A 12,325-nucleotide genomic window follows, 5' to 3' on the forward strand; every position below is an offset into this window, starting at 1 on the left:
CCTTACTCAATATTCTGCACTTGTTCGCGCATCTGCTCGATCAACACCTTGAGGTTGACCGCCGCCTGAGTGCTGCGCGGGTCGAAGGCCTTGGAGCCCAGTGTGTTGGCTTCGCGGTTGAGCTCCTGCATCAGGAAGTCCAGGCGCCGGCCGGCGGCACCGCCGGACTTCAGCACCCGGCGAACTTCGATGATGTGAGTGCTCAGGCGATCCAGTTCTTCAGCCACGTCGCTCTTTTGCGCGAGCATGACCATTTCCTGTTCCAGGCGCTGCGGGTCCATCTCGGCCTTCATGTCGGCGAAGCGGTCGAGGACTTTCTGGCGCTGGGTGGCGAGCATCTGCGGAACCAGTTCGCGCAGGGTCACCACGTCTTCCTCGATGGAGGTCAGGCGATCGTTGATCAGACGTGCCAGCTCCGCGCCTTCGCGCTCGCGGCCGGCCTTGAGGTCTTTCAGGCCTTGATTGAACAGGGCCAGCGCCTCGGCGTTCAGCGCTTGCGGGTCGGTGGCGTCGGCGACCAGCACGCCCGGCCAGGCCAGCACTTCCAGCGGGTTCAGCGCCGCCGGGTTCTTGATCAGGCCGGCGACGGTTTCGGCAGTGGCGACCAATTGTGCAGCGCGCTCGCGATCCACTTGCAGCGGCTTGCCGGTGCTTTCCTCGGTGAAGCGCAGGGTGCATTCCAGTTTGCCGCGCGACAGGCCCTGGCGCAGGGCTTCGCGGACGGCGCCTTCGAGGTCGCGAAACGATTCCGGCAGGCGCAGGTGGGGTTCCAGGTAGCGGCTGTTGACCGAGCGCAGCTCCCAGCTCAGGGTGCCCTGAACGCCGGCTTTTTCGACGCGGGCGAAGGCGGTCATGCTGTGCACCATGGGGTGACCTCGCGATACAGATCGGCGCGAATTGAAGCTTCGCAGCTCGATATCAATGAATTTAAGCCGACTGGCAGCAAAGGCGCAGGATTGTAGCGCAGTGCGGCAGATGCGCCCAAACACACGGTGTGACAAAGGGCTGCAGGCCGTCGGCGAAGCGCGTTTCAGGGCCCTGGATCGACGGCCGGAATTTTTAGGCAGTGCCCAGGCGCGGTGCGCAGCTCTATAATGCTCCGCAGTTTTCCGTCCCCAGTACAGGTATCTCCTATGAAACGTCCAAGTGGTCGCGCTGCCGATCAGCTCCGCTCGATCCGCATTACCCGCAACTACACCAAGCACGCCGAGGGATCGGTACTGGTCGAATTCGGCGATACCAAAGTCATCTGCACCGTCAGCGTCGAGAACGGCGTGCCGCGCTTCCTCAAAGGTCAGGGCCAGGGCTGGCTGACCGCCGAGTACGGCATGCTGCCGCGCGCCACCGGCGAGCGTAACCAGCGTGAAGCGAGCCGTGGCAAGCAGGGCGGTCGCACCCTGGAAATCCAGCGTCTGATCGGTCGCTCCCTGCGCGCTGCGCTGGACATGTCCAAGCTGGGCGACGTCACCCTGTACGTCGACTGCGACGTGATCCAGGCTGACGGCGGAACCCGCACCGCGTCGATCACCGGCGCCATGGTTGCGCTGGTCGATGCCCTGAAAGTCATCAAGAAGCGCGGTGGCCTGAAAGGCGGCGACCCGCTCAAGCAAATGATCGGTGCCGTTTCCGTGGGCATGTACCAGGGCGAGCCGGTGCTGGATCTGGACTATCTTGAAGACTCCGCTGCCGAGACTGACCTGAACGTGGTGATGACCAGCACCGGCGGTTTCATCGAAGTGCAGGGCACCGCCGAAGGCGCGCCGTTCCAGCCTGAAGAGCTGACTGCGATGCTGGAACTGGCCAAGAAAGGCATGAACGAGATCTTCGAACTGCAAACGGCTGCACTGGCCGACTGAGCAGGTTCGTAACCCGCAAGGAGGACGCGATGAGTGATGAGCAAGAGTTGCTGCCCAAGCCGAGCCACGAGGTTCGCCAGTGGGCAATGTTTTGTCACTTGTCCGCCTTGCTGGGGATCTGGGTTCCGTTCGGCACGCTGATCGGGCCTTTGATCCTGTGGCAGATGAAGCGCGAGACGGATCCGTTTATCGATGCCCAGGGCAAGGAAGCGCTGAATTTTCAGATCACCGTGGCGATTGCTTCGATGATCTGCTTCCTGCTGATGGTGCTGATTATCGGGTTCGTGTTGTTCGGCCTGCTCGCCATCGGCGCGCTGGTACTGACGATCATCGGTGGCGTAAAAGCCAATGAAGGTTTTCCGTACCGTTATCCGTTTACCTGGCGCTTGATAAAGTAGCCTTCAGCCGAAATGTGCATGTTGGAATAATTAGTTCTGCATGTTTAAAGGCCCTGACTTGTCAGGGCTTTTTTGCAACTAAATAAACCTGAATTCCTCGTAGGAATAATCTGCCTGCGATGAATGGCAGAAGAATTTTATATATTCATCAGCCTTACATTTTTAGTCACAACTGCAATGCCTTGATACGGCCAAAGGTCATTGGCAGCATGACTTTGCGCTTGTTAAGGTTGTCGCACGTCATATTCCTTCAGAAATATTTCGATATATTCAGGCCATCGAAGGCTCTTGAATTTCAGTGTTTCCAGTGTTGAAACAGCCAGCCGATTCGTGAGGCGTATCCAGGGAAAAGTTCGCCTCCGACTATATAGCCAAGAATAATCCAGATGATTCAGCTCGATTTTTACGGCACGCTCGTGGCCGCTTCCCTTGTACTTCTGCTGGGGCGTGGTCTTGTTACCCGTGTTGGTGTACTGCGCAATTTCAATATTCCCGAACCTGTCGCGGGTGGCCTGTTGGTTGCTCTGGTGCTTCTGGTATTGCGTGCGCTCGACATAGAAGTCCGGTTCGATACCTCGTTGCAGGCGCCGCTGATGCTGGCGTTTTTTGCAACTATCGGCCTGAGTGCAGACTTCGCCAGCCTGAAGAAGGGCGGTCGCGTAGTCGGGATATTTCTATTGGCGGTCGCCGGCCTCCTGATACTGCAGAACGCCATGGGTATCGGACTCGCCACAATGCTGGGGCTCGACCCGCTGATGGGGCTGTTGACTGGCTCCATCACGCTGGCCGGTGGTCACGGAACCGGCGCCGCGTGGGGTACGGTATTCAGCGAGAAATACGGTCTGGCTTCGGCCTCCGAGCTGGCGATAGCCTCGGCGACATTCGGTCTGGTACTGGGTGGTCTGATCGGTGGTCCGGTTGCCCGCCTGCTGATCAAGCGTGTCGAGGTGCCGGGTTGCCACGCGCAGGAGGCGCCGCGTCTGCCAAAGGGTTTTGAGCAGCCGAACAAGGAGCGCTCGATCACGCCATTCTCGTTCATCGAAACCCTGGCACTGATCGCGGTCAGTCTGCTGGTCGGCACTCTGCTTAACGGGTTGTTGCATGGCACGGCATTCGAGTTGCCGACATTCGTTTGTGTCTTGTTTGTGGGCGTCGTGCTGCGCAACGGGCTCTCGGCGTTTGGTCTGTATCAGGTATTCGAGCGGGAAGTTTCGGTGCTGGGCAACGTCAGCCTGTCGCTGTTTCTGGCGATTGCGCTGATGTCGCTCAAGCTGTGGGACCTGGCAGCGCTGGCGTTGCCGATCTTCATCATTCTGGCCGTGCAGACGCTGGTCATGGCGCTGTTCGCGGTATTCGTGACGTTCAGGGTGATGGGCCGCAACTACGATGCGGCGGTGCTGGCGGCCGGCCATTGCGGTTTCGGCCTCGGTGCGACGCCGACCGCCATTGCCAACATGCAAGCGGTGACGCAGCGTTACGGGCCTTCGCAGATCGCGTTTCTGGTCGTGCCGATGGTGGGGGCATTCTTCATCGATATCATCAATGTCATCGTGATCAAGTTGTACCTGGCGCTGCCGTTTTTCGCTGCGGTCTAAAGCACATTTCAGACTGAGGCTGATGCATAAAAAATGCCCGTATCCTGCGATACGGGCATTTTTTCTACTGCGAAACGACGCTTAGATGGTCAGCGTCCAGTCGTAGTCGACGATCAGCGGCGCGTGTTGCGAGAACCGAGGCTGACGCGGCAGGCGTGCGCTGCGCACGAAGCGCCGCAGGCCCGGGGTCAGGATCTGGTAGTCGAAGCGCCAGCCAAGGTTCAGCATCTCGGCCTGTTCGTTGTCCGGCCACCAGCTGTACTGGTCGCCTTCGCGGCTGACTTCGCGCAGGGCGTCGACGTAGCCCATGTTGCCGACAATCTCGTCCATCCAGGCGCGTTCTGGCGCCAGGAAGCCCGGAGATTGCTGGCTGTCGCGCCAGTTCTTGATGTCGAGCTTCTGCTGCGCGACGTACAGCGAGCCACAATAAATGTACTCGCGACGTTTGCGCCGCTGTTTGTCCAGGTACTTGCCGAAGTCGTCCATGAGCTTGAACTTCTGGTTCAAGTCCTCATCGCCGTTCATCCCCGAAGGAAGCAGCAAGGTGGCAATACTGACTTTGTCGAAATCTGCTTGCAGGTAGCGCCCGTAGCGGTCGGCCGTCTCGAAACCGAGACCGCTGATGACAGCCTTCGGTTGCAACCGCGAATACAAAGCCACGCCGCCTTGGGCAGGGACTTCAGCATCGCAGGCATAAAGGAAGTAGCCGTCCAGTTGGAAGGCTGGGTCATCCAGTTCAAAGGCGGAGGCACGGGTGTCCTGCAGGCAGATGACGTCGGCATTCTGTGCTTGCAGCCAACTGAGCAAACCGCGCTCGACTGCAGCCTGAATACCATTGACGTTCACACTGATGATCCGCATAAATGGCCCCAAAAATCGCGTGCGTGTATGATACACGGCGTCAAGCTAATTAGCTAAATCCGTGGTATTTGGGGTTTTTTTCATGCAAGCGTATCAGCGCGATTTCATTCGTTTTGCCATCGATCGCGGCGTTTTGCGCTTCGGTGAGTTCACCCTGAAGTCCGGACGCACCAGTCCTTACTTCTTCAACGCCGGCCTGTTCAACTCGGGTTCTGCACTGGCGCAGCTGGGTCGTTTCTACGCCGCAGCCATCGCCGAGAGCGGTATTCCGTTCGACGTGCTGTTCGGCCCGGCCTACAAAGGCATCCCGCTGGCGGCAACCACTGCCGTGGCGCTGGCCGAACACCACAACCGTGACCTGCCATGGTGCTTCAACCGCAAGGAAGCCAAGGCCCACGGCGAGGGCGGCAGCCTGGTCGGCGCACCGCTGACCGGTGAAGTGCTGATCATCGACGACGTGATCACCGCCGGCACCGCGATCCGTGAAGTGATGCAGATCATCGCTTCCCAGGACGGCGCCAAGGCGGCCGGCGTGCTGATCGCCCTGAACCGTCAGGAGCGCGGCAACGGCGAGCTGTCGGCAATCCAGGAAGTCGAGCGTGATTTCGGCATCCCGGTCATCAGCATCGTGTCGCTGAACCAGGTGCTGGAATTCCTGGCTGACGATCCGCAGCTCAAGCAGCATCTGCCAGCCGTTGAAGCCTATCGCGCCCAGTTCGGCGTCTGATCGCTTCTTCCAGGTAAAAAAAGACCCCGCTCAGTCAGGCTGAGCGGGGTCTTTTTATTTGTGCGATTGCTTACGGACGCTTGCGATTGCTGATCAGCGTGCCCACACCGGTGTCGGTGAAGATTTCCAGCAGGATCGCGTTCGGTACACGACCGTCGATGATCAGCGAGCTGCCTACGCCGCCCTGAACCGCTTCCAGTGCGCAGCGGATCTTCGGCAGCATGCCGCCGTAGATGGTGCCGTCGGCGATCAGGTCGTCGACCTGCTGGGTGCTCAGGCCGGTCAGTACCTTGCCCGACTTGTCCATCAGGCCGGCAATGTTGGTCAGCAGCATCAGCTTCTCGGCTTTCAGCGCTTCGGCGACTTTACCGGCCACCAGGTCGGCGTTGATGTTGTACGACTCGCCGTTTTCACCCACGCCGATCGGCGCGATCACCGGGATGAAGTTGCCTTTGACCAGCAGGTTCAGCAGTTCGGTGTTGATCCCGACCACTTCGCCCACCTGACCGATGTCGATGATTTCCGGCTGGGTCATCTCCGGGGTCTGGCGGGTGACGGTGAGCTTCTTCGCACGAATCAGCCCGGCGTCTTTGCCGGTCAGGCCGATGGCGCTGCCGCCGTGGCGGTTGATCAGGTTGACGATGCTTTTGTTGACCTGACCGCCGAGGACCATTTCCACCACGTCCATGGTCGCCGCGTCGGTGACGCGCATGCCGTCGACGAAGTGGCTTTCGATCGACAGGCGCTTGAGCAGATCACCGATCTGCGGGCCGCCGCCGTGAACCACGACCGGGTTGATGCCGACGGCTTTCATCAAGACGATGTCGCGGGCGAAGCCGGTTTTCAGCTCCTCGCTTTCCATCGCGTTGCCGCCGTATTTGATCACCAGGGTCTTGCCGACATAACGTCGGATGTAAGGCAACGCTTCGGACAGGACCTTGGCGGTTTGGGCGGCGGCTTCGCGTTCGAGGGTCATTCAGGGCTCCGGGTGAATCAGAACGGTAGTTGGAGATCAGGTGCAACGCGTTTCAACTGGGCATGGAACACAGCCTTGATGCGCTGCAATTCAGCCTCGTCATCGGCCTCGAAGCGCAGCACCAGCACCGGTGTGGTGTTGGACGCGCGCACCAGGCCCCAGCCTTTGGCGTAATCGACCCGCACGCCGTCAATGGTGGTCAGGTCGGCGCCTGGACCCCACTGCGCATCGTGCAGTGCATCAATGATGCTGAATTTGCTCTCTTCGGTCACATGGATATTGATTTCCGGCGTGGAAATATCGTTCGGGAAGGTCGCGAACAGCGTTTCCGCGTCGGATTTTTCCTTGCTGAGGATTTCCAGCAGCCGTGCGGCGCTGTAAATGCCGTCGTCGAAACCGAACCAGCGCTCCTTGAAAAAGATGTGCCCGCTCATTTCTCCGGCCAGCAGTGCGCCGGACTGTTTCATTTTCTTTTTGATCAACGAGTGACCGGTCTTCCACATTAGCGACTGGCCGCCGTATTCCTTGATCAACGGAATCAGGCGACGGGTGCATTTGACGTCGAAGATGATTTCCGCGCCCGGGTTGCGGGCCAGCACGTCACGGGCAAACAGCATCAACAGGCGATCCGGGAATACGATGGTGCCGGTGTTGGTCACCACGCCGACGCGGTCGCCGTCACCGTCGAAGGCCAGGCCGATGTCGGCCTTGGTTTCCTTGACCTTGGCGATCAGGTCGACGAGGTTTTCAGGCTTGCCCGGATCCGGGTGGTGGTTCGGGAAGTTGCCGTCGACTTCGCAGAACAGCGGGATGACTTCGCAGTTCAGCGCTTCGATCAGCTGTGGGGCGATCACGCCGGCCGCGCCGTTGCCGCAGTCGACCACGACTTTCAGGCGCCGGGCCAGTTTGATGTCCTGGACGATTTCGGTGGTGTAGCGGTCGAGGATCTCGACCTGGGTCACGCTGCCCTTGCCGCTGCTCAGGTTGCCGGTCTTGAGGCGCTCGTGCAGGGCCTGGATCTGTTCGTTGGCGAGGGTGTCGCCGGCGATCACGATCTTGAAGCCGTTGTAGTTCGACGGGTTGTGGCTGCCGGTGAGCATCACGCCGGACTTGCCAGCCAGCACGTTGGCGGCGTAGTACAGCGCAGGCGTCGGTACCAGGCCGACGTCGCTGACGTGGCAGCCGCTTTCGGCGATGCCGCGGATCAGCTCGGCAACCAGCTCGGGGCCGGACAGGCGGCCGTCACGGCCGACGGACACGTTCGGTTCACCTTGGGCCAGGCTCTGGGAGCCGATGGCGCGGCCGATCCAGTAGGCGGTTTCGGCATTGAGGAATTCCGGCACGGTGCCGCGAATGTCATAGGCGCGGAAGATGCTGTCGGGAAGCTTCGGGGCGACTTGGGCGGGGGTGCTCATCTGCGGAAATGCTCCATCTCGAAAGTGGCGGGACACACCGACGATTCATCTCGGCGGCAGGCTCAAACTGAAGGGTATGACGGCGGTTTTCACAGAGAGTTCGTGGTGTGAAAGGGCCATGACGCCTTGTCCGGCGTGGCTTTGGCCTGCCAATGCCTTGATTTTCGGCGCTAAACCTTGCAGATGACATTTTGAATTTCGTGGCAAGCAACGCGCACTCGCCACGACAGGTTTTTAGCTGATTACTTGGTACCGGAGTGGCCGAAACCACCCGCGCCACGCTCGGTTTCGACAAACTCTTCGACCATTTCGAAGTGCGCCTGCACTACCGGCACCAGCACCAGCTGCGCCAGACGTTCGCCGACCGGCATGGTGAATTCGGTCTGGCCACGGTTCCAGCAGGACACCATCAGCGGGCCCTGGTAATCGGAGTCGATCAGGCCGACCAGATTACCCAGCACGATGCCGTGCTTATGGCCCATGCCCGAGCGCGGCAGGATCAGCGCGGCGAGGTTCGGGTCGCCGATGTAGACCGACAGACCGGTCGGAATCAGCACGGTTTCGCCCGGCTTGATCACGATGTCCTCTTGCAGCATGGCGCGCAGGTCGAGGCCGGCGGAGCCCGGTGTGGCGTATTGCGGCAGCGGGAATTCGGTACCGATGCGTGGGTCGAGGATCTTGGCTTGCAAAGCGTGCATGTAAATTAAACCTGGTTCAGACGTTCGGCGATAAAAGTGACGAGCTGGCGAGCAATCTTGCTCTTGCTGGTCTGGGCGAAAACCGTGGCGTGCAGCCCACGGTCGATGACGCTGCAGGCGTTTTCTTCGCTGTTGAAACCGATGCTCGGGTTGGCGACGTCGTTGGCGACGATCAGATCGAGATTCTTGTCCTTCAGCTTGCGTGCAGCGTAGTCGAGCAGGTGTTCGGTCTCGGCGGCGAAGCCGACACTGAACGGACGGTCGGGACGGGTCGCGATGGTGGCCAGGATGTCCGGGTTGCGCACCATTTGCAGGACGAAGCCGTCACCGCTCGTAGGGTCTTTCTTCAATTTTTGTGGGGCGACGACTTCCGGACGGTAGTCCGCGACCGCCGCCGAGGCGATGAAGATGTCGCAAGGGATCGCGGCTTCGCAGGCGGCGAGCATGTCGCGTGCACTGACCACGTCGATACGCGTGACGCGATCCGGCGTCGGCAGGTGCACAGGGCCGCTGATCAGCGTGACGCGGGCGCCGGCTTCCACCGCCGCTTCCGCCAGGGCGAAGCCCATTTTGCCGGAGCTGTGGTTGGTGATGTAGCGCACCGGGTCGATGTTTTCCTGGGTCGGGCCGGCGGTGATCACCACGTGCTTGCCAGTCAGCGCCTGACGCTGGAAGCAGTCCGCCGCGAGCTGGGCCAGATCGGTGGCTTCCATCATGCGGCCCATGCCGACGTCGCCGCAGGCCTGGCTGCCGGAGGCCGGGCCGAAGGTCTTCAGGCCACGGCTTTCAAGGAGTTGCAGGTTGGCCTGGGTCGCCGGATCGCGCCACATGGCCTGGTTCATGGCCGGGGCGACAGCGACGATGGCGTCGGTGGCCAGCACCAGGGTGGTCAGCAGGTCGTTGGCGATGCCTTGGGCCAGGCGGGCGAGCAGGTCGGCGGTGGCCGGGGCGATCAGCACCAGATCGGCCCATTTGGCCAGTTCGATGTGGCCCATCGCCGCTTCGGCGGCCGGGTCGAGCAGATCCAGGTGAACCGGGTGGCCGGACAGGGCCTGCATGGTCAGCGGGGTGATGAATTCGCTGCCGCCACGGGTCATGACCACGCGCACTTCGGCGCCCTGATCGATCAGGCGGCGCACAAGGTCGGCGCTCTTGTAGGCAGCGATACCGCCGCCGACGCCCAGAACGATGCGTTTCCGATACAGCCGCTGCATAGGTCTGCCTTTCATTTCGTTGGTGACATGCGTGGCGAAACCCCCTCCCCAGGGTGAATTCGCCCGCAAAAAAGATGGGCTACGATATCACAGCGACCGCTACGGAACAGCGGCGCCCACAGACAAGGAATGTGTATGAGTATTCGCGATTGGCCGGCGGCGGAAAGGCCGCGGGAGAAGCTGTTGGAACAGGGCTCGGGAAGTCTTTCCGATGCCGAATTGCTGGCGATTTTTCTACGCACCGGCGTATCCGGTAAAAGCGCGGTGGATCTGGCGCGACACTTGTTGAGTCAGTTCGGCAGCCTGCGGGCGTTGCTGGAGGCAGATCTCGGCGCGTTCAGCGAGCAATTGGGCCTGGGGCCGGCGAAGTTTGCCCAACTGCAGGCTGTGCTGGAGATGGGGCGGCGACATCTGGCCGAGCGCATGCGGCAGAAAACGGCGCTGGAGAATCCACAGGTGGTCCGCGATTACCTCAAGGCCATGTTGCGCCATGAGCCGCACGAGGTTTTCGGCTGTCTGTTTCTGGACTCCAAACATCAAGTGTTGACCTTTGAAACGCTGTTTCGGGGCTCAATCGACAACACGGCGGTGCATCCCCGTGAAGTGGTGAAGCGCTCGCTGGCCAATAACGCGGCGGCCGTGATCCTGTGCCACAACCATCCGTCGGGTAACACCGATCCCAGTCAGGCTGATCGATTATTGACCAAGCGATTGCAGAAGGCTTTGGAACTGATCGACGTTCGGGTGCTCGATCACTTCGTCGTTGGCGATGGGGAGCCGTTGTCGATGGCGGAGTGTGGCTGGATGTAGCTTGCAGCGACTGCAGTCGCTGCAAGCCGGGGCGGATTACTTGAGGGTGACCTTGGAGTAATCCTGCCGCCCGAACGGGCTCACCGAGTAACCCTGCACGTCCTTGCGCGTCAGTGCATAGGCGGTCGGATGTGCCAGCGGCAGCCACAATGCCTGCTGCTGAATCTGCGCCTGCGCCTGTTCATAGAGTTTGGTGCGCACGCCTTGTTCACTCGTGGTCTTGCCGGCGCTGATCAGTTTGTCCAGATCGGCATTGCAGTAGCGGGCGAAGTTGGTGCCGGACTTCACCGCCGCGCAGGAAAACTGCGGGGTCAGGAAGTTGTCCGGATCGCCGTTGTCACCGGCCCAGCCCATGAACAGCAGGTCATGCTCGCCAGCCTTGGCACGACGGATAAGCTCGCCCCATTCGATCACGCGGATTTCCGCCTGGATGCCGATTTCCGCCAGGTCCGATTGCAGCAGTTGTGCGCCGAGGCTCGGGTTCGGGTTGAGCAAGCTGCCGGACGGACGCGTCCAGATGGTGGTCTGGAAACCATCCTTCAGGCCGGCCTTGGCCAGCAAGGCCTTGGCTTTTGCCACGTCGTGCGGGTAACCCGGCAGGTTCTTCGCATAGCTCCAGGTATTCGGCGGGTACGGGCCATTGGCGGGTTCGGCGGTGTCTTCGAACACAGCTTTCAGGTAGTTGGCCTTGTCGAAGGCGAGGTTGATCGCCTGACGTACTTCCGGCTTGTCCAATGGTGGATGCTGACTGTTGATGCCAACGAAAGCGGTCATGAACGCGTCAGTCTTTTCGACTTTCAGCGTCGGCTCTTCCTTCGCGGCCTGTACGTCCAATGGTTTTGGCGACAGGGCGATCTGACACTCGTTACGCCGCAGTTTTTGCAGGCGCACGTTGGCGTCCGGGGTGATGGCGAAGATCAACGGATCCACCGCAGGCTTGCCGCCAAAGTAGTCCGGGTTGGCCTTGTAGCGGATCGAGGCGTCTTTCTGGAACCGGGTGAACACGAACGGGCCGGTGCCGATCGGCTGGCTGTTGAGCTTGTCGGTCGCGTTGGCCTTCAGCAGCTTGTCGGCGTATTCGGCGGAGTAGATCGAGGCGAAACCCATGCTCAGGGTCGCCAGGAACGTCGAGTCCGGATGATCGAGGGTGAAGCGCACGGTCAGCGGGTCGAGGGCGTCGATCTTCTTGATCAGGCTCGGCAACTGCATCGACTGGGCGTGCGGGAAGCCGCTCTGGGCAACCTTGTGCCACGGGTTGGCCGGGTCGAGCATGCGGTCGAAGCTGAATTTGACGTCTTCGGCGGTCAGCTCACGGGTCGGCTTGAAGTACTCGGTGCTGTGGAACTTCACCTGCGGGTGCAGTTTGAATATATAAGTCAGGCCGTCGGTGCTGACTTCCCAGCTGTCGGCCAGGCTCGGGACCACTTTGCCGGTCGCCGTATCGAAGTCCACCAGGCGATTCATCAACACGTCGGCCGAGGCGTTGGTGGTGGTCAGCGAGTTGTACTGCACCACGTCGAACCCTTCAGGGCTGGCCTCAGTGCACACGCTCAGGGCGGCGGCATGGGCCAGGGGGCTCAGCAAGAGCGGGGCGAGCAGCAGGGGGAGGGCAGCGAGGCGCATGGTCGGCTTCCTTTACAGATCGAAGGCCCATCTGCAAGTGCAGTCTGGAAAAGGCCTACCCTAGTGGTCGCGATTGCAAATGACTATCCCCTTTTTGCATTTTCGGGGCCTGAAGACTGAGGATTTGTCGGAAGTGGCGGCAGGAAAAGTCT

At 60.7% G+C, this 12,325-nt stretch carries 11 protein-coding genes and 1 pseudogene; 5 read left to right on the plus strand and 7 right to left on the minus strand.

The genetic code is table 11. The features are described 5' to 3' along the window. Positions 1–2: 2 nt before the first annotated feature. On the minus strand, positions 3–866 hold the full coding sequence (locus AC07NR_RS11135) for a YicC/YloC family endoribonuclease (protein WP_495078575.1): 864 nt from the start codon (positions 864–866) through the stop codon (positions 3–5). Between the two features lie 267 nt (positions 867–1,133). On the opposite strand from AC07NR_RS11135, the gene rph reads away from it, so the two are divergent. The 3 genes from rph (at position 1,134) to gltS (ending at position 3,849) form a co-directional block, all read left to right on the plus strand. Then, on the plus strand, positions 1,134–1,856 hold the full coding sequence (gene rph / locus AC07NR_RS11140; protein WP_085708868.1) for a ribonuclease PH: 723 nt from the start codon (positions 1,134–1,136) through the stop codon (positions 1,854–1,856). 29 nt (positions 1,857–1,885) lie between these two features. Then, the gene (locus AC07NR_RS11145; RefSeq protein ID WP_085708869.1) at positions 1,886–2,254 is read left to right on the plus strand and encodes a DUF4870 domain-containing protein; all 369 of its coding nucleotides are present in this window, start codon (positions 1,886–1,888) and stop codon (positions 2,252–2,254) included. A 386-nt stretch (positions 2,255–2,640) separates the two neighbouring features. After that, complete coding sequence (gene gltS / locus AC07NR_RS11150; protein ID WP_495078576.1) at positions 2,641–3,849, plus strand: sodium/glutamate symporter; 1,209 nt, start codon at positions 2,641–2,643, stop codon at positions 3,847–3,849. Positions 3,850–3,930: 81 nt separating this feature from the next. On the opposite strand, the gene crc is transcribed toward gltS, so the two are convergent. After that, positions 3,931–4,710: a catabolite repression control protein Crc gene (crc, locus tag AC07NR_RS11155; protein WP_007920349.1), complete on the minus strand. Its 780-nt coding sequence runs from the start codon at positions 4,708–4,710 to the stop codon at positions 3,931–3,933. An 82-nt stretch (positions 4,711–4,792) separates the two neighbouring features. Between crc and pyrE the strand changes: the two genes are divergently transcribed. After that, a complete protein-coding gene (gene pyrE, locus AC07NR_RS11160) occupies positions 4,793–5,437 on the plus strand; it encodes an orotate phosphoribosyltransferase (RefSeq protein WP_007954442.1) in 645 nt (214 codons plus the stop codon). A 70-nt stretch (positions 5,438–5,507) separates the two neighbouring features. Here pyrE and argB read toward each other — a convergent pair whose 3' ends face one another. From argB to coaBC, 4 genes and pseudogenes are all read right to left on the minus strand, one after another. Continuing rightward, positions 5,508–6,413, minus strand: a complete 906-nt coding sequence (argB, locus tag AC07NR_RS11165) for an acetylglutamate kinase (RefSeq protein ID WP_065258175.1) — start codon at positions 6,411–6,413, stop codon at positions 5,508–5,510. Positions 6,414–6,430: 17 nt separating this feature from the next. Beyond that, a pseudogene (locus AC07NR_RS11170) lies at positions 6,431–7,834 on the minus strand (phosphomannomutase/phosphoglucomutase); the annotation flags it as partial. A 236-nt stretch (positions 7,835–8,070) separates the two neighbouring features. Beyond that, positions 8,071–8,526 carry a dUTP diphosphatase gene (dut, locus tag AC07NR_RS11175; protein ID WP_007954445.1) on the minus strand — a complete coding sequence of 152 codons (456 nt, stop codon included), beginning with the start codon at positions 8,524–8,526 and terminating at the stop codon, positions 8,071–8,073. Between the two features lie 5 nt (positions 8,527–8,531). After that, on the minus strand, positions 8,532–9,740 hold the full coding sequence (gene coaBC / locus AC07NR_RS11180; protein WP_085708873.1) for a bifunctional phosphopantothenoylcysteine decarboxylase/phosphopantothenate--cysteine ligase CoaBC: 1,209 nt from the start codon (positions 9,738–9,740) through the stop codon (positions 8,532–8,534). Between the two features lie 135 nt (positions 9,741–9,875). Between coaBC and radC the strand changes: the two genes are divergently transcribed. Then, entirely contained in the window at positions 9,876–10,550 is a 675-nt protein-coding gene (gene radC / locus AC07NR_RS11185; protein ID WP_248739840.1) for a RadC family protein, read from the plus strand. 36 nt (positions 10,551–10,586) lie between these two features. On the opposite strand, the gene AC07NR_RS11190 is transcribed toward radC, so the two are convergent. Next, a complete protein-coding gene (locus AC07NR_RS11190) occupies positions 10,587–12,173 on the minus strand; it encodes an ABC transporter substrate-binding protein (protein WP_495078577.1) in 1,587 nt (528 codons plus the stop codon). Between the last annotated feature and the right edge of the window lie 152 nt (positions 12,174–12,325).

Source organism: Pseudomonas sp. GW821-FHT09C09 (genome assembly GCF_059418105.1).

Coding starts and splice junctions, on each gene's coding strand:
- AC07NR_RS11135 (WP_495078575.1), bottom strand. CDS start 866: ATGGTGCACAGCATGACCGCCTTCGCCCGCGTCGAAAAAGCCGGCGTT.
- rph (WP_085708868.1), top strand. CDS start 1,134: ATGAAACGTCCAAGTGGTCGCGCTGCCGATCAGCTCCGCTCGATCCGC.
- AC07NR_RS11145 (WP_085708869.1), top strand. CDS start 1,886: ATGAGTGATGAGCAAGAGTTGCTGCCCAAGCCGAGCCACGAGGTTCGC.
- gltS (WP_495078576.1), top strand. CDS start 2,641: ATGATTCAGCTCGATTTTTACGGCACGCTCGTGGCCGCTTCCCTTGTA.
- crc (WP_007920349.1), bottom strand. CDS start 4,710: ATGCGGATCATCAGTGTGAACGTCAATGGTATTCAGGCTGCAGTCGAG.
- pyrE (WP_007954442.1), top strand. CDS start 4,793: ATGCAAGCGTATCAGCGCGATTTCATTCGTTTTGCCATCGATCGCGGC.
- argB (WP_065258175.1), bottom strand. CDS start 6,413: ATGACCCTCGAACGCGAAGCCGCCGCCCAAACCGCCAAGGTCCTGTCC.
- dut (WP_007954445.1), bottom strand. CDS start 8,526: ATGCACGCTTTGCAAGCCAAGATCCTCGACCCACGCATCGGTACCGAA.
- coaBC (WP_085708873.1), bottom strand. CDS start 9,740: ATGCAGCGGCTGTATCGGAAACGCATCGTTCTGGGCGTCGGCGGCGGT.
- radC (WP_248739840.1), top strand. CDS start 9,876: ATGAGTATTCGCGATTGGCCGGCGGCGGAAAGGCCGCGGGAGAAGCTG.
- AC07NR_RS11190 (WP_495078577.1), bottom strand. CDS start 12,173: ATGCGCCTCGCTGCCCTCCCCCTGCTGCTCGCCCCGCTCTTGCTGAGC.